Source organism: Enterococcus sp. DIV0802b, assembly GCF_050543535.1.
Lineage (GTDB): Bacteria > Bacillota > Bacilli > Lactobacillales > Enterococcaceae > Enterococcus_D > Enterococcus_D entomosocium.
Map to the genome: position 1 here is coordinate 1565149 of NZ_CP172941.1, position 20331 is coordinate 1585479.

The 20331-nt window shown below is 40.9% G+C and carries 19 protein-coding genes and 1 pseudogene; 19 read left to right on the forward strand and 1 reads right to left on the reverse strand.

The genetic code is table 11. From position 1 onward, the window contains the following. The first annotated feature begins 13 nt into the window (after positions 1 to 13). The 19 genes and pseudogenes from IGJ12_RS07430 (at position 14) to IGJ12_RS07520 (ending at position 19020) form a co-directional block, all read left to right on the forward strand. Complete coding sequence (locus IGJ12_RS07430; RefSeq protein WP_429967746.1) at positions 14 to 919, forward strand: hypothetical protein; 906 nt, start codon at positions 14 to 16, stop codon at positions 917 to 919. 207 nt (positions 920 to 1126) lie between these two features. After that, on the forward strand, positions 1127 to 1399 hold the full coding sequence (locus IGJ12_RS07435; RefSeq protein ID WP_008381425.1) for a UPF0223 family protein: 273 nt from the start codon (positions 1127 to 1129) through the stop codon (positions 1397 to 1399). Between the two features lie 8 nt (positions 1400 to 1407). Further along, positions 1408 to 2175 carry an inositol monophosphatase family protein gene (locus tag IGJ12_RS07440; protein WP_086338136.1) on the forward strand — a complete coding sequence of 256 codons (768 nt, stop codon included), beginning with the start codon at positions 1408 to 1410 and terminating at the stop codon, positions 2173 to 2175. Positions 2176 to 2305: 130 nt separating this feature from the next. Further along, entirely contained in the window at positions 2306 to 4135 is a 1830-nt protein-coding gene (gene typA, locus IGJ12_RS07445) for a translational GTPase TypA (RefSeq protein ID WP_005236363.1), read from the forward strand. Between the two features lie 244 nt (positions 4136 to 4379). Then, the gene (gene rlmD / locus IGJ12_RS07450) at positions 4380 to 5747 is read left to right on the forward strand and encodes a 23S rRNA (uracil(1939)-C(5))-methyltransferase RlmD (RefSeq protein ID WP_010749606.1); all 1368 of its coding nucleotides are present in this window, start codon (positions 4380 to 4382) and stop codon (positions 5745 to 5747) included. Between the two features lie 424 nt (positions 5748 to 6171). Next, entirely contained in the window at positions 6172 to 7833 is a 1662-nt protein-coding gene (locus IGJ12_RS07455; RefSeq protein WP_086338138.1) for a phosphoenolpyruvate carboxykinase (ATP), read from the forward strand. Positions 7834 to 7907: 74 nt separating this feature from the next. Further along, on the forward strand, positions 7908 to 8336 hold the full coding sequence (locus IGJ12_RS07460) for a VOC family protein (protein ID WP_086338139.1): 429 nt from the start codon (positions 7908 to 7910) through the stop codon (positions 8334 to 8336). 331 nt (positions 8337 to 8667) lie between these two features. Beyond that, positions 8668 to 9498, forward strand: coding sequence for a prenyltransferase (locus tag IGJ12_RS07465; protein WP_430619526.1), 831 nt, complete (start codon positions 8668 to 8670; stop codon positions 9496 to 9498). Positions 9499 to 9605: 107 nt separating this feature from the next. Next, positions 9606 to 10298: a response regulator transcription factor gene (locus IGJ12_RS07470; protein WP_086299510.1), complete on the forward strand. Its 693-nt coding sequence runs from the start codon at positions 9606 to 9608 to the stop codon at positions 10296 to 10298. After that, complete coding sequence (locus tag IGJ12_RS07475) at positions 10291 to 11274, forward strand: sensor histidine kinase (RefSeq protein ID WP_086317327.1); 984 nt, start codon at positions 10291 to 10293, stop codon at positions 11272 to 11274. The genes IGJ12_RS07470 and IGJ12_RS07475 overlap by 8 nt, the downstream gene beginning before the upstream one ends. A gap of 93 nt (positions 11275 to 11367) precedes the next feature. After that, complete coding sequence (locus IGJ12_RS07480) at positions 11368 to 12126, forward strand: ABC transporter ATP-binding protein (RefSeq protein WP_086332323.1); 759 nt, start codon at positions 11368 to 11370, stop codon at positions 12124 to 12126. 3 nt (positions 12127 to 12129) lie between these two features. Next, positions 12130 to 14094 (forward strand): FtsX-like permease family protein, encoded by a 1965-nt coding sequence (locus IGJ12_RS07485; RefSeq protein ID WP_430619527.1) that lies wholly within the window; start codon positions 12130 to 12132, stop codon positions 14092 to 14094. Positions 14095 to 14395: 301 nt separating this feature from the next. After that, on the forward strand, positions 14396 to 15079 hold the full coding sequence (locus IGJ12_RS07490) for a M23 family metallopeptidase (protein ID WP_087664201.1): 684 nt from the start codon (positions 14396 to 14398) through the stop codon (positions 15077 to 15079). A 142-nt stretch (positions 15080 to 15221) separates the two neighbouring features. Continuing rightward, positions 15222 to 15758 (forward strand): CDP-alcohol phosphatidyltransferase family protein, encoded by a 537-nt coding sequence (locus IGJ12_RS07495; protein ID WP_005236344.1) that lies wholly within the window; start codon positions 15222 to 15224, stop codon positions 15756 to 15758. 140 nt (positions 15759 to 15898) lie between these two features. After that, the gene (locus IGJ12_RS07500) at positions 15899 to 16882 is read left to right on the forward strand and encodes a serine hydrolase domain-containing protein (RefSeq protein WP_430619528.1); all 984 of its coding nucleotides are present in this window, start codon (positions 15899 to 15901) and stop codon (positions 16880 to 16882) included. Between the two features lie 268 nt (positions 16883 to 17150). Then, positions 17151 to 17516: a hypothetical protein gene (locus tag IGJ12_RS07505; RefSeq protein ID WP_005236340.1), complete on the forward strand. Its 366-nt coding sequence runs from the start codon at positions 17151 to 17153 to the stop codon at positions 17514 to 17516. Between the two features lie 171 nt (positions 17517 to 17687). Next, positions 17688 to 17819, forward strand: coding sequence for a hypothetical protein (locus tag IGJ12_RS07510; protein WP_008381400.1), 132 nt, complete (start codon positions 17688 to 17690; stop codon positions 17817 to 17819). A 231-nt stretch (positions 17820 to 18050) separates the two neighbouring features. Next, positions 18051 to 18515, forward strand: a pseudogene (locus tag IGJ12_RS07515) (hypothetical protein). 43 nt (positions 18516 to 18558) lie between these two features. Next, positions 18559 to 19020 (forward strand): DUF3788 family protein, encoded by a 462-nt coding sequence (locus IGJ12_RS07520; protein ID WP_430619529.1) that lies wholly within the window; start codon positions 18559 to 18561, stop codon positions 19018 to 19020. 297 nt (positions 19021 to 19317) lie between these two features. Here the strand turns inward: IGJ12_RS07520 and IGJ12_RS07525 are convergent, their stop codons facing one another. After that, positions 19318 to 20208 carry a LysR family transcriptional regulator gene (locus tag IGJ12_RS07525; protein WP_430619530.1) on the reverse strand — a complete coding sequence of 297 codons (891 nt, stop codon included), beginning with the start codon at positions 20206 to 20208 and terminating at the stop codon, positions 19318 to 19320. Positions 20209 to 20331 lie beyond the last annotated feature (123 nt).

Genomic DNA, 20331 nt, shown 5'->3' on the forward strand with positions numbered 1-20331 from the left:
AGGAGGCGAAGATATGGAAGCATTCGAAAAAGCACGAAAATTTATTTACAAAAACGCGCGCCCTTTAGACCTTGCTCGTTGGCAGTACCATTTTGAAAATGGATCTCGCGAGGCTGTATTACAGGCGTTACAAGTCTACCAAAATGAAGATGGTGGTTATGGGCATGGTTTGGAACCTGATTATTGGAATCCCAATAGTACACCGATTGCAGTGTGGGAGGCATGTCGAATTTTACGAGAGCTTGAATGCCTTCATTCGTCAAATCCACAAGTCCAAGGGATTCTAAGGTATTTAGCTAGTGGAAAAGAATTTTCTGAAGGGAAATGGCTCAACCAAGTGCCGTCAACGGTATCCTATCCGCATGCGATTTGGTGGGAGAGTCCTGTGGGCGTGCCAGCAGACAACCCAACGGTCAGTCTAGCTGGTACGATCTTAAGAACAGGCGAAACGACCCTCTATCAAAAAGCACAAGAAATCGCCGAAACAGCAGTTGCAAGTTTCCTTAAGGAGCCAACCAGTGAAATGCACACATTAGTCGTCTATCTAGAATTATTACAAGACTGTGAAGAAATCCAGTATCAGCCTGTTTTAGCAAATGACCGCTTTCGCGAGATCTTATTCCAGCAAATTCGCCATACTGTCTCAAACGAGCCAGAAGAGTGGTTCACGTCTTATGTCAGCAAACCTTCAAATTTTTTCTTTACAAGAGAGCAGCTGCTTGGGATTTTTAGTGAAGAAATATGTAAAAAAGAAGCCGAAGAAATTTTAGAACACCAACAAGCAGACGGATCATTTGTCATTCCATGGCAATGGGGAACAGATTACCCAGAGTTTTTCATTAGTAAACAGTGGTGGAAATCAATTGCTATCATTAAAAATTTTTTGTTTTTGCGGGCTTTTCTAGACGAACCTTTTTGAAATCGGTCATCTTTTAATCAGCGATCTCGTTGAAAGAACAAAGGAATTTCCTTCTTATTTGAGATTCATGGAGTTCAGCTTCTAGAAATCCAAATAGTTTGTAAACCAGAGGTACATTCATTGCCAGAATGTACCTTTTTTGCAGCGGAGGCTCTGACCTATTTTCAATTTTGTGGTACACTGAATAAGATGAATAGGAGTGGTAATATGCGGGATTATCAATATCCTCTGGACTTAGATTGGTCGACGGATGAAATGGTCGTCGTCATGAAGATGTGGGAACGGTTAGAACAAGCCTATGAAAAAGGCCTTCCTAGCAGCACGTTTCTTGAGGCGTATCAAGCCTTTAAGAAAGTCGTTCCCAGCATTGGCGAGGAACGCCGTTTAGGTAGAGAATTTGAAGAACTATCAGGCTATTCGTTATACCATGCCGTGCAGGCAGCGAAAAAGACTGAGGGAAAACTAAAAATGAAAGGGTAGATCAACGAATGCATGAAATCGTTAATGAAGTTCGCCAGTGGATAATCGCTGCAGGCGAAAGGATCAAAGGCAATTTAAATAAAGAAGACTTGGTGGTCGAGACAAAATCAGGACGGAAAGACTTAGTGACAGAATTGGATAAAGCCACGCAAGATTTTCTGATTGGTAAGATCCAATCCTATGATCCGGATGCCAAAATTTTAGGTGAAGAAAACGGACTGGACACACTTGCCGACATGAGTGGACGGGTCTTCATCATTGATCCGATCGATGGAACCATGAATTTCGTGTTGGAAAAAGAAAACTTTTGTATCATGATCGCGATCTACGAAGAGGGCAAAGGGCGCTTTGGCTTTGTCTATAATGTCATGAAAGATGAATTCTTATGGGGGGGTCCAGAGATTGGTGTTTATAACAATGGCAAGAAGATCGAACCGCCGAAAGATATTGCCTTATCCGAGGGTCTCGTTGGCTTGAATTCACCCATGTTGATCCATAACCGCCACCACGAAACTGAAGTCAGTGACAAAGCATTAGGCATTCGTATGACTGGATGTGCTGGGGTAGAGTTGATCGCCCTCGCTAAAGGACAAAGAGCAGGCTATCTTTCTCATCTTGCGCCATGGGATTATGCGCCAGGGGGTGTTTTGTTAGAAACCCTTGGATTAAAAATGGCAAACATCAAAGGAGAGCCACTATCCCTGAATGGACGGGAATTGTTTGTCGGCGGTACACCGAAAGCTTTTGAAGAATTATTGGCGATCGTTAATCAATAAGAAAAAAACCAGATATTTTATTAATATCTGGTTTTTTCTGTAAAAATGAAAACTTTGCACTATATTTCAGAAAGAAATTCTGGTATAATGGCTTGTCGAGTGCAATGTCACCAAAAAAGGAGTTTATAAATTGAATATTAGAAATGATATCCGCAACGTCGCAATTATTGCCCACGTTGACCACGGAAAAACTACATTAGTTGATGAATTATTGAAACAATCCCAAACGTTAGATAGCCATACCCAATTACAAGAACGGGCGATGGATTCAAATGCGATCGAAAAAGAACGAGGCATCACGATCTTAGCGAAAAATACAGCGGTTGAATACAACGGTACAAAAATCAATATCATGGATACCCCAGGACACGCGGACTTCGGTGGTGAAGTAGAGCGGATCATGAAAATGGTCGATGGTGTTGTTTTGGTTGTTGATGCTTATGAAGGAACGATGCCTCAAACACGTTTCGTATTGAAAAAAGCGTTGGAACAACACTTAGTGCCAATCGTAGTTGTCAACAAAATCGACAAACCATCTGCTCGTCCTGAGCATGTTGTCGATGAAGTCTTAGAACTATTTATCGAATTAGGTGCCGACGATGACCAATTGGACTTCCCAGTGATCTACGCTTCTGCGATTAACGGAACTTCAAGTGAATCAGATGATCCTGCTGATCAACAAAAAACGATGGCACCATTGTTTGATACGATCATCGAACATATTCCAGCGCCAATCGACAACAGCGACGAACCATTGCAATTCCAAGTATCATTGCTTGATTACAATGACTACGTTGGACGTATCGGTATTGGCCGTGTCTTCCGCGGATCAATCAAAGTCGGCGACCAAGTTGCATTGATGAAATTAAACGGAGAAGTTAAAAAATTCCGTGTGACGAAACTTTTCGGTTTCTTCGGTTTGAAACGTTTAGAAATCCAAGAAGCCAAAGCCGGTGATTTGATTGCCGTTTCTGGGATGGAAGATATCTTCGTTGGTGAAACTGTTACACCAATCGATCATCAAGATTCATTACCTGTTTTACACATTGATGAACCAACTTTGCAAATGACCTTTATCGTGAACAATTCACCATTTGCGGGTCGCGAAGGAAAATTCGTAACCGCTCGTAAAATTGAAGAACGCTTAATGGCGCAATTGCAAACAGACGTTTCATTGCGTGTGGATCCAATCGGACCTGATTCATGGATCGTTTCTGGACGTGGCGAACTTCATTTGTCAATTTTGATCGAAAATATGCGTCGTGAAGGCTTTGAATTGCAAGTTTCTCGTCCAGAAGTTATCGAACGCGAAATCGATGGCGTGAAATGCGAACCATTTGAACGGGTGCAAATCGATACCCCAGAAGAATACATGGGATCAGTAATCGAATCATTGGGAATGCGTAAAGCAGAAATGCAAGATATGATCAATACAGGGAATGGACAAGTACGGATCATTTTCTTGGCACCAGCTCGTGGCTTGATCGGTTACACGACAGAATTCCTATCAATGACTCGCGGCTACGGCATCATGCACCACACCTTCGATCAATATTTGCCAATGATCCAAGGACAAATTGGTGGCCGTCATCAAGGCGCACTTGTATCGATCGATACAGGAAAAGCAACGACTTACTCGATCATGAGTATTGAAGAACGTGGAACGGTCTTCGTTGAACCAGGTACCGAAGTGTACGAAGGAATGATCATTGGTGAAAACTCTCGTGACAAAGACTTAACGGTCAATATCACGAAAGCAAAACAAATGACCAACGTCCGTTCTGCAAACAAAGACCAAACCTCAGTTATCAAGAAACCTCGTATTCTTTCTTTGGAAGAATCACTGGAATTCTTGAATGATGATGAATACTGTGAAGTAACACCAGAAAGCATTCGTTTAAGAAAACAAATCTTGAACAAGAGCGAACGGGAAAAATCACAGAAAAAGAAAAATAACTGATAACTAAAACAGTGATCAAAAGTTTTAAACACTTCTGATCTGTTCGATTTTCCGAAGGATGGAAAAGGGATTGCTCCTGTGTTGCAGCGGCTCTTCGCCGCAGGACCCAGAAAAAGCAATCAGCCGATTTCCCTCCTTCGGTTCTTTTTTGCTCGAAGTCAAGTTGGACCGTTAGAATAAGCACCGCTTGCAATTTCGGCCATTCCTTTTTAAAATGAAGAAAGCAAGCACAAAGGAGAAATCTATGAAAAATTATCCTGTTAAAAAGAATCAGGAACTTGAAGTTGATATTTTGGATCTTTCCCATGAAGGAAATGGGATCGCCAAAGTCGATGGGTACTTATTATTTATTGAAAACACCCTGCCAAATGAACGTGCCTTAGTCAAAGTGTTGAAAGTCGGCAACAAATTTGGTTTTGCCAAAGTGATGAAACTGTTGCAAGCAAGTCCTGATCGGCAAGAATTGCCGAATGAAGCATTGTTGCGCACCGGTATCGCTCCATTGAGTCATTTGAGCTATGACAAACAATTAGCCTTCAAACAGCAGCAAGTAGAGAATGTTTTGGCTAAAATCGCCAAATTGCCTGAAATCACAGTCAATGCGCCAATCGGAATGGAAAAACCATTTGGTTACCGCAACAAAGCGCAAATCCCTGTGCAAAAAATCCATGGGGAATTAACGACTGGATTTTACCGCAAAAACAGCCATACTCTGGTACCGATCGAAGACTTTTATATTCAAGATCCAAACATCGATCAAGCAATCATCAAAGTCAGAGATATTTTGCAGCGGTTCAATGTCAAAGCCTACAATGAAGAAGCCCATGAAGGGTTCTTACGCCACATTGTCGTTCGTCGTGGGCATCACTCAGGTGAAATGATGGTCGTATTAGTGACACGTAAACCGAAATTCTTCAAAGGAGAAGAAATCGCGGAAGTGATCCACGAAGAGATTCCAGAAGTTGTTTCTGTCATTCAAAACATCAATGAAGAAAAAACCAATGTGATCATGGGGGAATTCGAGCGTGTGTTGTATGGCAAGTCATCGATCGATGATCAATTATTAGGTAAAACCTTCCAAATCTCAGCGAAATCTTTCTACCAAGTCAACACAGCGCAAACAGAAGTCTTGTATCAAACCGCCTTCGAGATGGCGCAACTGTCTGAAAATGATGTCGTTGTGGATGCTTATGCAGGAATCGGAACGATCGGGATTAGTTTGGCTGATCGCGTGAAAGAAGTGTTAGGGATGGAAGTCATTCCTGAAGCAGTGAACGATGCCAAAGCCAATGCCAAAAGAAATGGTGTCGAAAACGTGCATTACTTTATCGGTAAAGCCGAAAAAATCATGCCGCAATGGCTACGCGAAGGCATTCAACCGACAGTCGTCTTCGTTGATCCACCTCGCAAAGGTTTAGATGCTAGCTTTATCGAAACGACTGCTGCGGTTAAACCAGAGCGCATCGTTTACATTTCCTGCAATCCAGCAACCTTGGCTCGTGACCTCGCGTTGTTTGCGGAAGAAGGGTATGTGACAAAAGAAGTTCAACCTGTAGATTTGTTCCCACAAACGACCCATGTGGAGTGTGTCGTGTTGTTAGAACGTGGTTAAGAAACAACAAGTTTTTTTCAGCAATTTTGATTTTGAATTCTTTTTATGGTAAATGTCATAAAATCTTACGATAGCAAAGTTACTAGAGAAAGCAAGTCAATTGAGAAATAAGCAACTAAAACCCATCTGTCTATCTAGTTACGTCGATTGTGACGTTTAGAATGGATGAAATATAAAACCAGAAACTGGAACAGAAAGACATTCTTTTTTGTTCCAGTTTTTTTGTTCTTTCTCACTAATGATGAGCGGGGAAAAAATCAATGTAAAAAGCAGTGAAGCTTCAAATATGCAGAGATCCAAATCCTTTAACAAAATGGTTTGTCGGCAATTTATAGTTAATGTGTATAAAAATATGGCGTGTGGTGATTAGAAAGTATTATAATAAACGTAGTGAATAGAAAATTTTTGTTAGGAGGGATTACACATGGCAACGATTCGTGCATTTTCACACAAAGAGATTACACCGCAGAATACGCATTTGTCGAGTTTTAAAGTGTTGATAGAGTCAGCTTTTTATGGGAACAATGTCACTTGGATTCATGATCTAGCCACGGCCTATTGCTTAGCAAAAGAATCTTCTGGTGCTATTCTTACGGATATGCCGGTCACACACACCAAGGAGTTAGGACTACCAGAGGATGCTAAAGTCATCGTGTTTAATGACGGAAAAGTTGTTGGACGGACAGCGGCAGCTCGACGCATCATCGGACATCCCGGGATTGATCGAAAATTGTATGAAGGGATTTTAAGAGATGCTTTATTTCAAGGGACACGTAAAAAATTCTATGGCGGTGAAGTTGTTGTAGGGTTAGACGAAGCGTTTATGGTCAAAGCACACCTGTTGCTACCAGAGTACTATGAAACCAATTTTTATTCTTATTTGTTGAATTTTCAAATGCTGACGAAATCATGGCAGGAAAGGTATCAACACTCCAAGAACTATCCAGAGACAGATATATTCTTGTACGCTGATCCGGACTGGACACATCCTGATTTTCCCTATGGGCTATCTCTCTTTGATCCTGAACACAATGTTGCGGCAGTCTTAGGCTTAAACTATTTTGGTGAATTGAAAAAAGCGACATTAACTTTGGCTTGGGCTACCGCGCATCGCAATGGCTTTGTGGCGTGTCATGGAGGAATGAAGCAATATCAGCTACCGAATCGAACATTTACGATGGCTGCTTTTGGTCTTTCAGGATCAGGAAAATCGACCATTACATTGGCAGAACATGATGGCAAATATGATATCAAGGTTCTGCATGACGATGCGTTTGTGATCAATCAAACAAACGGTGCGTCCACTGCTCTGGAGCCTTCTTATTTTGATAAAACGCAGGATTATCCATTAACCAATCCAAATGTCCGCTACTTTATCACCTGTCAAAATGTTGGGGTTACTTTAGACGAGGAAGGAAAGAAGGTGCTTGTGACCCAAGATATTCGTAACGGGAATGGTCGAACCGTCAAATCACGGTATGTCACACCTAACCGGGTGGATCATTTAGAGTCGCCGATCGATGCAGTATTTTGGATCATGAAAGATGACACGCTACCTCCTGTAGTAAAAATTGACGATCCGATTTTAGCCGCTGTTTTTGGTTTGACCTTAGCTACGAAGCGCACGACAGCTGAACATGTTGTCGAGACCACGGATATAGATAAACTGGTCATCGAGCCTTATGCCAATCCATTTAGAGTCTATCCTTTAAAAGAAGATTTTGCCCATTTCATGAACTTATTCAAAGAAAACCAAACGGCTTGTTATATTCTAAATACAGGCTTTTACAAAGACAAGAAGGTCACACCTGAAGTCACGCTGACATCGATTGAAAAAATTGTGGAAGGCGAGGCCAATTTTAAGAGGTTTGGTGAAATCACAGAAATGAGTTACCTGCCAGTAACAGGGTTCGAAGTCGATTTTCAAGATGCCTCCTATGTTGCTCATTTAAGAGAGCGGATGCAAGGACGGCTGGACTTTATTTTGGCTCAAGAAACAGAAAATGATGGCTATAATAAGTTGCCTAAAGAGGTAGCAAAGGCAATGGGAAATGTGATTTCTACATTAAATGAGCTTCCTGGCTAATCCCATTGAATCAAACTTCCGCAAGCGGCTTTTCTTCCTGAAACACTTATTTTGTTAGCCAGAAAGGAGCGATTATGAACATTCAGTTTCACCATATCCAAATCACAGTCAATGATGTAAAAAAAGCAGAAGGTTTTTATGATCAATTATTTGCACTATTAGGTTTCGACCTTCAGAAGAAATATTCTGGGTATTTAGAACATGCCGAGATGGAAGTAGTAGAATATATAGGGGATTCATTTGATTTCGGTATTTGTTCCCCACGAAAAGAATGGAAGAAGGAGAAAATCGATTCAAGAAAACCTGGCTCGGTTCAGCACATGGCGTTTAAGGCGGAAAGCCGCGAAGTAGTAGATGCGATCTTTCCCAAAATAAAAGCCTTAGGGGTAAAGATCCTTCACGATCGACCAATGGAGTACAATGAGCGCATCGCTCCTAACTACTATGCCTTATTCTTTGAAAGCCCAGAAGGCATTCGTTTTGAACTATTTCATTATGCCTGATTCCTTTAACTAGAAGAGTGTGGCATTAAATTATTGCGTGAGCGCGTTCTTATTAAGGTGATCTTTCATTAAGGGGCTAGCATAATCAGGCGAGTTTAGAGAGAAACTTTTTTAGAACCTGTCATCAGGAAAATCTGAACACTCTTGTTTTAAGTACGTCCATCCTGAAAAACTCGTTGGTTCCTAAAATTTATTTGGACAATTCGAATACAAAAATCTAACTCATGTGTTGAAAAACGTCGATTTTATCATTCTAGAAGCTGTTGCATTGTGGGTCAATAAGGATTGTTGCGTTGATTGCAGGGCACTTAAGAAATGGAGGAGGAACAATATGGATCAGACGGTTCAGCAAGATATCGAAGCGATCATTTCCCGTCAATATGATCATGGCGCCGATTTATGGTCGACGCCAGACCATAAATTACTGAAAGGAGCACCCTTTACAACCTTAGAGTGTCCTCATTATTTGCTTGAACTTGGTATGTCGCCTGAGGAGAACTTATTAAAAGAGACCGCTGCATTGATCTTTCAAGGATGGAGAGAAGATGGCAGATTTAAAATTTCGCCATCAGGGGGGATTTATCCCTGTCATACAGCGCTGGCTTTGCGAACGCTGTGTGCTCTTGGTTACGCAAGGGACCCGCGGCTACAACAGACCTTTCACTATTTTCTTGCTACTCAGGAAACAGATGGCGGCTGGAAGTGCAATAAATACAGTTTTGGTCGCGGCCCGGAGACCCGCTATTCAACCCCGATGACGACGTTAACGGTCCTTGATGCCTTTCGATATACTCATGATCGTGAACAGATGGAAACACTTAATCAAGCAATCGAATGCTTGCTTGCTCATTGGGAGATTCGTCAGCCAATCAGTCCCTGTCATTACGGAATGGGCACATTGTTTATGCAGACAGAATACCCCTTTAGAGGGTACAATCTTTTTTATTATCTGTATGTCTTGTCTTTTTATCCTTCTGCCAGAAAAGACGCACGGTTTCTGGAGGCTTTGCAGCAGTTTGAATCGAAAGTTAAAAATGGCAATGTTATTGTAGAACGGGTTGTACCAAAACTGGGGAAACTGAATTTTTGTAAAAAAGGACAAATTAGTTCCTTCGCCACCCGACGGTACCAAGAAATCCTTGCTCACTTGGCAAAAGATTAAGGAAAAAACAGTCCTTTGGAATGTTCCTCCATCTAGACGATTCTTTTTCTTTTCTGGTACACTGTCTCTAAAGAACCGACCGAATAATCAACAGAGGGGAGAAAGACATGCAAAGAATCTATCTGGTTGAAGATGATGCGACGATCGTCTCTGTTTTAGCCGATTATTTGCAGCAGTGGGGATACGAATGCCATTCGGCCAAGAATTTTGCTGAACTCTTGCAAGAGTTTCACGACATCAAACCTGATCTCGTTCTTTTAGATATCTCCTTGCCTTATTACAATGGGTATCATTGGTGCCAAGAAATTCGCAAGGCGTCAGAAGTACCGATCATTTTTCTTTCGTCGATGGATCAGCAGATGAATCAAATCATGGCGATGAACATGGGGGCGGATGATTATTTAACAAAACCCTTTGATTTAGCCTTCGTTTTGGCAAAAATCCAAGCGTTGCTGCGGCGCAGCTATCAGTATAGCCACCAACAATCGCTGACCTTTGACATAGGGCAAGTAACCTTTTATCCAACAGAAAATGTATTAAAAAATCAGGGGGAACAGTTGCCGCTTTCTCCAAATGAAGCTCGGATTCTTTCCTTGCTTTTGCAGCATCGAGGGAAGATCGTAGCCAAAGAGACCATCATTGAAATGCTCTGGAATAGTGAAGAGTTCATCGATAACAATACATTAGCCGTCAATATGACTCGTTTGCGAAAAAAATTGAGCCAGATCGAACTATCCGATTTGATCCAAACGGTAAAGAATAAAGGCTATTTGATAGAAAAGGAACACGCCTATGACTAATGTGAAAGAATATTTCGTGTTGTATGGAAAGTTTTATCTCGTTTACCTGCTATTTAGTGCGGGTCTACTAGGGTTATTCTTTCTTCACAGCCTTCCATTAGAACCCTTCATTGACTATGCGGTTTTTTCAGGGGTGATTTTAGGAGGTCTTTCCCTTTTTCATTATTTTCGTTACGCACAAAAAAGAAAGCAGCTACAGCATTTATTAAGAAAAGAACGTATGACGGAAGCGGCGTTGGCGTTCTTGCCGACCACTCGAAATCGGCTAGAAGACGAGTATCAAACGCTTCTTAGGCAGATGGCAAAAGAAAAAACTCTGTCTGAATACAAAGCGACCGTGAAAAATGAAGAAATTTATGAAGATTTCGGCTTGTGGCTTCATCAAATCAAAACGCCTCTAGCGGCGTTGGATCTTTTGGTTCAAAGCGATACCCTGTCACCGACGGAGGTCAAAGCGGAATTATTTAAGGTGAACGATTACTTGCAAATGATGTTGAATTATTTGCGACAAAATTTAGCGAATGATGATTTTGTCTTTGAGTCGATTGCTTTAGAGCCCCTTGTTCGTCAAACAATCAAAAAGTATGCCTTGTTTTTCTCGAAAAAGAATCTGCAACTGGATATGGCAGTGGATTTGACGGTGACATCTGATCGAAAGTGGCTCATTTTTATTTTTGAACAGGTTCTTTTCAACAGCTTGAAGTATACTGAAACCGGTGGCATTAATGTTTTCACTAAAGACAATGCCTTAGTGATTCAAGATAGCGGCATTGGTATTCGTAAGGAAGACTTGCCAAGGGTGTTTGAGAAAGGATATACGGGACAAAATGGTCGCTTTCAGCAACGAGCGAGCGGGCTAGGCTTATATATGAGTCAACAAGCGGCTGAAAAAATCGGCTGCCGTTTAGCGATTGATTCTGAAGTGGGACAGGGAACCATCGTCACACTTCATTTTCCCACCACAAATAACCGATAGCCGCAAACTTTCAACACTGTAAGTTTGCGGTTTTTATTGTAAGTCGCTTTTTTCTGCCAGTCAGCTTATTCTAAAAAGGAAGGAGGGAACAAGATGACACTTTTAAACATTCAACAAGTAAAAAAAATCTATCAAAGCCAGCTGAATGGGCAACCCGTCGAAGCGTTGAAGAATATCACCTTTAAGGTAGAAGAAGGGGAATATGTAGCCATCATGGGGGAATCAGGTTCGGGGAAGAGTACGCTACTGAACTTGATGGCGACGTTAGACCAACCGACAGCGGGTGAGATGCAGCTGAATGGCATCGATTTGACCACCATCAAAGAAAAAGATGCAGCAAGTTTTCGACGGGATCACTTAGGCTTTGTCTTTCAAGACTTTAATTTATTGGACACTTTTACGGTAAAGGACAATATTTTATTGCCATTAGTTTTATCGAAAGTTTGCGTCAAACAAATGGAATTGCAGCTTCAGCCTATTGTACAAACTTTAGGGATCGCCGATTTATTGCAGCATTACCCGTATGAATTGTCTGGCGGACAAAAGCAACGTGTTGCCGTCGCACGAGCGATCATCACAAAACCAGAACTGCTATTAGCAGATGAGCCAACCGGAGCGCTGGATTCGAAAACCTCTGATCAACTACTGACATTATTTCAGCAGATCAATCAAAACGGACAGACGATCGTGATGGTCACCCACAGTTCGATCGCAGCCAGTCGCGCACAACGCGTCTTGTTTATCAAAGACGGGTATGTATTTCACCAGTTGTATCGAGGAGAACGGAGTGATACCGCTTTTCTAGAAGCAATCGCCGAAACAATGACTGCTGTTTTTGCGAAGGAGGAGTAACGAATGTTCTTTCAAAAAATCGCCTTCTCCAATTTACGTAAAAATGCCAAAGCCTACACACCCTTTTTAGTATCCATGAGTTTCTTGGTAGCTGTTTTGATGATGACGCAAATCATCGTGAACAATCCGGGGATGAAGGAACTTCCTAGTAGTCAAAGCGCCATTTTCATGTTTCATTTAGGAAATATCATCCTGATGATCTTTGCGGCGATCTTTTCCTTTTACACCAATAACTTTTTGATCAAGCAGCGAAAAAAAGAATTTGGTCTCTACAATGTTTTGGGACTAGGAAAACGCGAGATAGCCTTCGTGGTCTTTTGGGAACTCTTTTACAGTTTTCTTATTAGTCTTGCGGCCGGGTTGATCAGCGGCTTATTGTTTGCACGATTAGGATTTTTGATTCTGAAGAAAATCTTAGCCGTAGGCGAATTCTTTGTTTTTAAACTTTCATTTGAGAGCATTGGATTTGTGATCCTCTATTTTATGTGCGTGTTTGGTTGTCTATTTTTAATTGACCTGTTGCAAGTACGCAAAACCAACCCACTTCAACTGCTACAGGGAAGCAAGCGTAATGAAAAAGAGCCTCGTGCGAAAGGCATTTTAGCACTATTAGGTGTCCTTTGTTTAGTAGCCGGCTATACGATCTCTGTGACGATCAAGTCTCCCATCAGTGCCTTAGGCCTGTTCTTTGTCGCAGTGATCCTCGTGATTTTAGCCACCTATCTGTTGTTTATTTCTGGCAGTATCAAAGCGTTGCAGTTTTTAAGAAAACGAACGACCTATTATTATCAAACGACCCATTTTATCAATGTCTCTACCATGCTGTATCGGATGAAACAAAATGCGGCTGGTTTAGCAAGTATTTGTATTTTATCAACGATGGTGTTAGTGACAGTTGCTACGACCGCCAGTCTTTACTTTGGACAAAAGAATGTGATCGAAACTCGTTTTCCATACGATGTTCAAATTGAGTCAGCGGCTGATTCCCAGCAAATCAACACAGTGATTGATGGACTTGAAGAGAAGCTAACGATCAAAGAGCGCCAGCAAGTCACTACAACAAGACCATTGCTTTTTACCTTTGAGGAACCAAATTTTGTTCCCTCAACCACTTTTGAAGAAAATAGCGGTAGTTTAGATAAAGCCGTGTATCTTATTTTTCTTACCAGTTCTGAATACCATGAAATCAGTGGGAAAACAGGACCTGCTGAAGGTGAATTATTTGTTTTTCCCGCAACTTGGACCCAACAAGCATTACCAGAAAAGACCACGATCGATGATCGTCAATTTCGTTTGCGGGAATTGAAGGAACTGCCAACATTCACGAAAACAGAAAACCCGGTTCAGCATCTTGTTCTTGTGGCGGATGATCAGTGGCTTACTGAAAAGCTAAGCTCTTGGTATCAAAAAGAAGATTTTCAACTTTACCAGCAACCAATGACAACAACAGTCTTTAATTTTCAAGCAAGCGATCGCGAAGCGATCGCAAAAGAGATTCGCAGCGAACTTCTGGCAGCAGATGCTCATGCGAGCGTTCAGTCAAAAGATCTTTTTGAAGGTGAGACCAAAACCTTTACCGGCGGCTTCTTCTTCTTAGGCTTGATTTTTGGTGTGGTCTTTATTTTAGCTGCCGCATTGATCATTTATTATAAACAAGTTTCCGAAGGGATGGAGGACAAAGAACGCTTTGAGATCTTGCAAAAAGTTGGGTTAAGCCATAAGGAAGTCAAACAAGTGATCCAGCAGCAAGTCTTGATGATTTTCTCATTTCCATTGGCGGTAGCGATCATCCATCTCGCATTTGCTTTGCCGATGATTCGGAAGTTATTGCTTCTTTTTGGTCTGACAGATCGCAACTTATTGATCACGGTATCGATGATCTCTGTTCTGCTGTTTACAATGATCTATTTACTGGTGTATTTCATCACTGCAAGAGTCTACTACCGACTTGTGGAGCGAAAACAATAGCCGTTAAAAAAAGTTAGTCGAACAGTCGTCACCGACAGGACCTACAGTAAAATAGAATGTGAGAACACCTCATCCATGAAGCGACTTCTAGAAGTTAGAATTTTTGATCTAACTTTTTGGAATCACTATATGATTGAGGTGTTTTTTTTTAGCTACTCCTATTAGCCCACTTTTTTAGAGTTGAAAAAAAGGCTTAGGTGACCTATAGTGAAAAGGAGTAAAGCACAGGTATAGATTGCCGCGAGGCTGATAGTCATTTCCAAATAAAAGAGATCATGTGATCCAAAAAGGAGAAAGTCCTATGAAAGAGCAGCCGATAACCATTGAATTTCCCTTAAGAGGTGAGTGGCTTGCGCCGACTACACCAGCCAAGAAGATTCCTAGTCATGGCACCGATCGAATGGGGTTACGTTATGCGTTTGATTTTTTACAAGTCGATTTTGAGGGGAAAACAAAAGCTTTTCACGACCGAAGCTTTCTGCGCTATTTCTTCTTAGGAGTTCCCCTTGAGAACTGTTATTGTTGGGGCAAAGAAATCTATGCGCCCTGTGATGGTGAAGTGATTGTTGTAGGAGAGGGCTATCGGGAACGCAAAGTCGTTCATTGGGTTGTCGATTTTTCGATTGCTTTAAAAAATGGCTTGTTTTTTAATGAACAAAAAGATGAGTATCAACAAATAGCTGGCAACTACATTGTGATAAAAGCTTCTGAGGGCGTATATATGGCATTCGTCCATTTGCAAAAAGGATCCATCAAAGTTTCCGTAGGACAAAAAATCACCAAAGGGATGGTGATTGGCAATGTCGGTCATTCCGGCAATTCGACTTCGCCTCATCTGCATTTTCAAGTGATGGACAGTAACGATATCGCCCATGCAAAAGGGCTGCCTTGCCGCTTTGAAGAATACGAGGTTTACCGAGCAGGACGATGGATAAAGGTTCGGAATCAGATACCAGATAGTACAGAACGGATACGATTTTTATAGGAGCATTAGGGACTAGCTGTGAGACTTTGATAGGGGGCATCGCCGAAATGCTTAGAAGAAAGAACATTTTAACGTTTCTGAGCTTCTTTAAAAAACTTGCAGCAATCTTAGGTATTCAGAAAATGTATTTCAGGGGGAACAAATGAAGCAATTACCCAATATCATTACTACTTCTCGACTGATTCTAGCACCACTTTTACTATTCCTTCAGCCAATGTCTGGCTGGTTTTGGCTGCTTTATTCCTATTGTTTTTTAAGTGACCTTGTCGATGGGCTACTAGCAAGAAGGATGAACCTCACGAGTGAGGTCGGTGCCTTACTAGATAGTTTCGCAGATGTAAGCTTTTTTCTCGCTGTCTTTCTTTCTTTTCTACCGCAGCTTTTGGAAACCCAAACGATCATGGTTTGGATCTTGGTGATCGCTATCATCCGCTTCGTCAGTTATCTGATTGGCTATGTAAAATTTCAGTCTTTTAGCAGTCTGCATACATGGCTCAACAAAGCAGTCGGATTTCTTTTATGTATTTTTCCATTGCTGCTCATAATATTCCATGAAAGAATTGTTGTCTTGATTTTGGGAGTCATCGGCACTATTTCAGCATTAGAAGAATTGCTGATAACGATACTCGCAAAAAAACTGGATAGAAATCAAAAATCGATATTCGAAAGTTTTATGTAAGGTACCTCTATCATTGAGGGCCTTTTTTGTTTGTTCCTCTGAAGTAGTCTTTTAAAAGTCCTTTCAAAAACAATTTTAAAAATAACATTGAAAACAATTTTTAATGGTACAATGCTTATCTTTGAAGGGAGGCTTCACAAATGAACAGACAAGAACTGCATGCATGTATCAGTAAAAACCAGCCCAATATTTGCCAAATTTCTGCCTACCAAAATGGAAAGGAAGTTTACTCGGATGAATGGCATGAGTATAAGCCAGACGATACTTGCCACCTTATGTCCGCTACGAAAAGTATCGTTTCTCTACTAGTCGGAATAGCGATAGATCAAGGCCTCATCAGGAGTGTCAATGACAAAGTACTCGATTATTTTCCAGACTATTCCGTAAAACGGGGCGAAAAAACGATTCACGATATTACCATCAAACACCTATTAACGATGCGAGCCCCGTATAAATGCAAAGGTGATCCATGGACAAAAGTTTGTTCGAGTCACGACTGGACCAGCGCCTCCCTTGATTTATTGGGAGGAAGAAAAGGAGTGACAAATGAATTCAATTATCAAACCGTTTGTCTGCAGATCCTCACTGGTTTGTTAGCGAAAGCTTCTGGAATGACGACCGTTGATTATGCGAACCATTATTTATTTCGCCCTCTTGGTGTAGCCGAAATAACCAATTATTATGCGAAAACGGCACAAGAACATAAGCACTTTACAATGAGCAAGGCACCAAAAAAACCAGTTTGGTTTTGCGATCCTTTAAATATTGGGGCGGCAGGTTACGGGCTATGCCTTTCAGCAAAAGATTTAGCCAAAATCGGTGAGCTATGCTTGAACCAAGGCATCCATCAAGGGAAACAAGTGATTTCCTCACAATGGCTCACTGAAATGGTCAATCCGCTAGAGACAAACATAGAGAAATTTCAAAACATGAGTTATGGATATTTGTGGTGGATTTTGGATACTGAGAAAAGCACCTATGCCGCCATCGGTAATAGCGGAAATGTCCTTTATATTGATCCCGAATCAGATTGCGTCATTGCTATTACGGCTTATTTTAAGCCAACTGTCTTTGATCGAATCGACTTTATCGAGACAGAGCTAAAACCATTCCTTTTGCAATAATGAGCGTTAAGAAAAAGCAGTCTACTGTCAAAAGTTGATTGCTTTTTTTGTAGGCGAAAGCTTTATGATCCTTTTAATGACTATGGCAAGCAGGTGACTACGGATAAAGCTTGGCTGCTAGTCTTTTAAGAATTTAAAATCTAGCAATTTGATCCCGCATATAGGAGGCCAAATCAATAATAAACGGAAGATAAATGAGAAATGAATAAAATGACCAAACTATCAACGGCGTAAACTTGGTATACTATAATTGAGAAGAAAATCACAAGTGAAAGGAGCGGTCGGAGTGTTTTCAGAAATCAGTATTTATCAAGTAAAACCAAGTGAAGTCGATACCTTTGAAGCAATCATGCAGGAAGCAACAGAGGCAATGAAGGCCATGGAGGGGGCTTTGTTCTTTCGATTAATGAAACGAACCCATTACATTAAAGAAATGAGCACCATCAAGGAAGGACGCCTGCCTGATCCATTGACAAGAGTCATAAAATGTGTGAAATATGCCCACTATTGGGAGTTTGATACCGAAGAAAACTATGGCAAAGCCCAAAAAAGGCTGTATGAAAGCTATTGGAAAGCAATCGAGAAATGTTTGATCGTTCCCCACGACAAGCTTTTAGGGGAAGTGATTGAGTGATCGTTTTAGTATCGGATGCTCTTCAGATGAACGGACTTTTTGTTGCAACTGTTTAGAAATTATAGGGAAAAATACAACGGGATGTTAAAAAGTCATTCGAATGTTGAATCGACGACTATTAGTTGTTTAAATGCTCTGTTTCTTGAGGGAATCGGAAAGGAGAAACACACGATGGGACAGGTTGCATTTCATAACTTATACAAATTAATAAAAGGTGCTTCAACAGCAGAATTTGTTCCAGTCGTTGAACAATTCAACCGTGAATACATTTTCAAACAAAGAGGATACCTTTCTTTTGAATGATTAGTAGATTGAGAAACTTGGGCTGACATCACCAAGTTCGAAACGAAAGAAGATGCGGAAACATTTGACCAATGCGGTATCCCAGATGCCTTTGCACAAATGTTTTTATTCATTCATCAATCGAAACAGTTGCAGCTCTCACCTATACACGATTGAAAAAATGTTCCAATAACCATTCAGCATGGAATGGACAACGCTAAAAAACAATTCATATGAAAAGAGGAACTTCTTATGACAAAAACAGCAGAATGGTATCAAGGAAAAGCTGGGCGGGCAGAACATTTGGTCTATTTAAATAAGGAAGCCAAAGAGCTTGAGAAACTGATTCATGGCGACAAAACAATGATCATTCGGGGGTCAGCTGGCAGAAAATCACCCTTAGGAGGAAGAGCCAAAATCAACGATCTTGTTTATTTTGTGGAGACCGGAGGCGATTTGACCATCACTCATCGGGGCATCATTGCCAATGTGACTGAATCTTAAAAGATGACGAAAGAAGAATCCATAGATTTTGTAGAACGCTATGAAAAAGAGTTGAATCTATCGAAAAAGCAAGTCGATCGTTGGGCAGGGAAAAAGTATCTAGCGGTCTATGAAATCGCTGAATTAGAAGAAATAACGCCATTTCAGTACAATCGTGAAAAAAATATGGACGATTGGGTCATCACTGATGATATCAACAAAATTAAATTGTAACGTAGCAAAAACCTAAAAAAAGCGCAAGGAGTTGAGCGAAAGGATGGAAGGCAAAGAGCAATTGTTTCGAGACAAAAACGTGAAACCAACAGAGCAACTGATTGCGGAATCACTGGGTGAGGGATATGCCATTTATCAACGTTTTGTCGAAACGCTTAAAAACGAGGGAATCTCTCTTATGGATTGGCGCTATTACCAAGATGGGAAAGCGTGGTTATCCAAAGGCGAATACAAATGGACAACGACTCGTGGGACGAATAAAGTGAAACCAATTTTTTGGCTTTCGATGTGGGAGGGCTTCTTCAAAGTCTCCTTTCACTTTAGCGAGAAAGTCCGAACACAGTTATTGTCTCTATCAATCAATGATGACACAAAAGAAAGGATTCATAAGGCGCCGACCAATGGCACGAAAATGAAGTTTTTTTCTGTGATTTTTGATGTAGCGAGTGACGTTCCTTTGAGTGATATTTACCAAATCGCTGAGTTTCGAAAGCATTCTATTTAAGCAATTTTCTTTCGAAAAAATAAAATTCTTATATTTGTCGTTCTTAAAAGCTAAGGAAATTTGTATATTTTTACCCATAGCTATCGGAATGCGCAATGGCTTTTTAGGAAGTCTCGTAATAAAGAGTCGTGATTTAAAGGAGATAGGCTATTTTTTCATCTATTTCAGTGGATGGAAAAAGACGTCCAAGTTAAAGAACGGGAATGCCTTAACTGATTTTAGCCAATAAATCATCTCATTTAATAAAGAAAAACGAGGTGTTTCATGTGAAAGATGAAACACCTCGTTTTTTGTTTTTCAATACCTATCCTCCGAAAACTGTTCCTTCATCCGCTCCAAGAAAAGTCCAGAAGCTTTTGAAAAAACTTGGGTGTTTTTCCAGATAACGTCAAGGTTTGATTCCAGTGCAGGACTCAATTCTCTAAAACACAATTGGCTATCGGGGGCGAAGTTGACTAATTTATCTAGAGTCAAGCCGTAGCCGACACCTTCTTCTACCAGTTTTGATGCATTGTAAACAAGGTTATATGTGGCGACGACCGTCAATTTTTTCAGGTCTTTTTTCAACCATTTAGAAAGTTCACTGCTGACCAAACTTTGTCGCGAAGTAATCAAGGGAACGTCCCAGAGATCTTTTGGGGTAATGACTTCTTTGACAGCTAGAGGACTGTCTTTTCGCATCAACACGCCCCATGTATCTTTGGCAGGTAAGCGTAAGGAATGGTACTTTTTGACGTCTGCTGGACTGATTACGACACCAAAATCCAACAATCCTTTATCCAATCGTTCTTTGACCTCATCGGCGTTGCCGCTATAAAAGTGAAATTTGATGTTGGGGTATTCAACTTGGATTTCTTTGATGATTGCTCCTAGCAACTGAATCACATAAGTTTCTCCAGCTCCGATCGATACATTGCCGGCGATCGTATCTCGAGGCGACAAAAATTCTGAGCGGGTCTTTTCTAATAATTCTACGATTTCTTCCGCCCGTTTACGAAACAACAGTCCGTCTTCTGTTAATGTGATTTTGCGATTGCCTCGGGTGAATAACGTCACGCCTAATTCTTTTTCTAGCTCCATCAATTGTCGGGACAAGGAAGGTTGAGAAAGATGCAGATGTTTTGCTGCAGCCGAAATTGTCTCTTTGTCTGCAACTGCTAAAAAGGTGGTCAGATTTTTTAATTCCATTTAAAATGCTCCTCTTGCTATTCGTATAATGAATAGTTAGGTATTTGATATTGATATTTTACATGGAAAAGACCGCGAAGTACAATAGATTTAATCCGAGAATCACTCTTTTGATCTATGAGT

Excerpts from the sequence above, each read along its gene's own strand:
- IGJ12_RS07475 (WP_086317327.1), top strand. The coding sequence starts at position 10,291 with ATGACTAATGTGAAAGAATATTTCGTGTTGTATGGAAAGTTTTATCTC.
- IGJ12_RS07525 (WP_430619530.1), bottom strand. The coding sequence starts at position 20,208 with ATGGAATTAAAAAATCTGACCACCTTTTTAGCAGTTGCAGACAAAGAG.
- IGJ12_RS07460 (WP_086338139.1), top strand. The coding sequence starts at position 7,908 with ATGAACATTCAGTTTCACCATATCCAAATCACAGTCAATGATGTAAAA.
- IGJ12_RS07430 (WP_429967746.1), top strand. The coding sequence starts at position 14 with ATGGAAGCATTCGAAAAAGCACGAAAATTTATTTACAAAAACGCGCGC.
- IGJ12_RS07495 (WP_005236344.1), top strand. The coding sequence starts at position 15,222 with ATGAAGCAATTACCCAATATCATTACTACTTCTCGACTGATTCTAGCA.
- IGJ12_RS07520 (WP_430619529.1), top strand. The coding sequence starts at position 18,559 with ATGGAAGGCAAAGAGCAATTGTTTCGAGACAAAAACGTGAAACCAACA.
- IGJ12_RS07510 (WP_008381400.1), top strand. The coding sequence starts at position 17,688 with ATGGGACAGGTTGCATTTCATAACTTATACAAATTAATAAAAGGTGCT.
- rlmD (WP_010749606.1), top strand. The coding sequence starts at position 4,380 with ATGAAAAATTATCCTGTTAAAAAGAATCAGGAACTTGAAGTTGATATT.
- IGJ12_RS07435 (WP_008381425.1), top strand. The coding sequence starts at position 1,127 with ATGCGGGATTATCAATATCCTCTGGACTTAGATTGGTCGACGGATGAA.
- IGJ12_RS07500 (WP_430619528.1), top strand. The coding sequence starts at position 15,899 with ATGAACAGACAAGAACTGCATGCATGTATCAGTAAAAACCAGCCCAAT.
- IGJ12_RS07455 (WP_086338138.1), top strand. The coding sequence starts at position 6,172 with ATGGCAACGATTCGTGCATTTTCACACAAAGAGATTACACCGCAGAAT.
- IGJ12_RS07490 (WP_087664201.1), top strand. The coding sequence starts at position 14,396 with ATGAAAGAGCAGCCGATAACCATTGAATTTCCCTTAAGAGGTGAGTGG.
- IGJ12_RS07480 (WP_086332323.1), top strand. The coding sequence starts at position 11,368 with ATGACACTTTTAAACATTCAACAAGTAAAAAAAATCTATCAAAGCCAG.
- IGJ12_RS07485 (WP_430619527.1), top strand. The coding sequence starts at position 12,130 with ATGTTCTTTCAAAAAATCGCCTTCTCCAATTTACGTAAAAATGCCAAA.
- IGJ12_RS07470 (WP_086299510.1), top strand. The coding sequence starts at position 9,606 with ATGCAAAGAATCTATCTGGTTGAAGATGATGCGACGATCGTCTCTGTT.
- IGJ12_RS07465 (WP_430619526.1), top strand. The coding sequence starts at position 8,668 with ATGGATCAGACGGTTCAGCAAGATATCGAAGCGATCATTTCCCGTCAA.
- IGJ12_RS07440 (WP_086338136.1), top strand. The coding sequence starts at position 1,408 with ATGCATGAAATCGTTAATGAAGTTCGCCAGTGGATAATCGCTGCAGGC.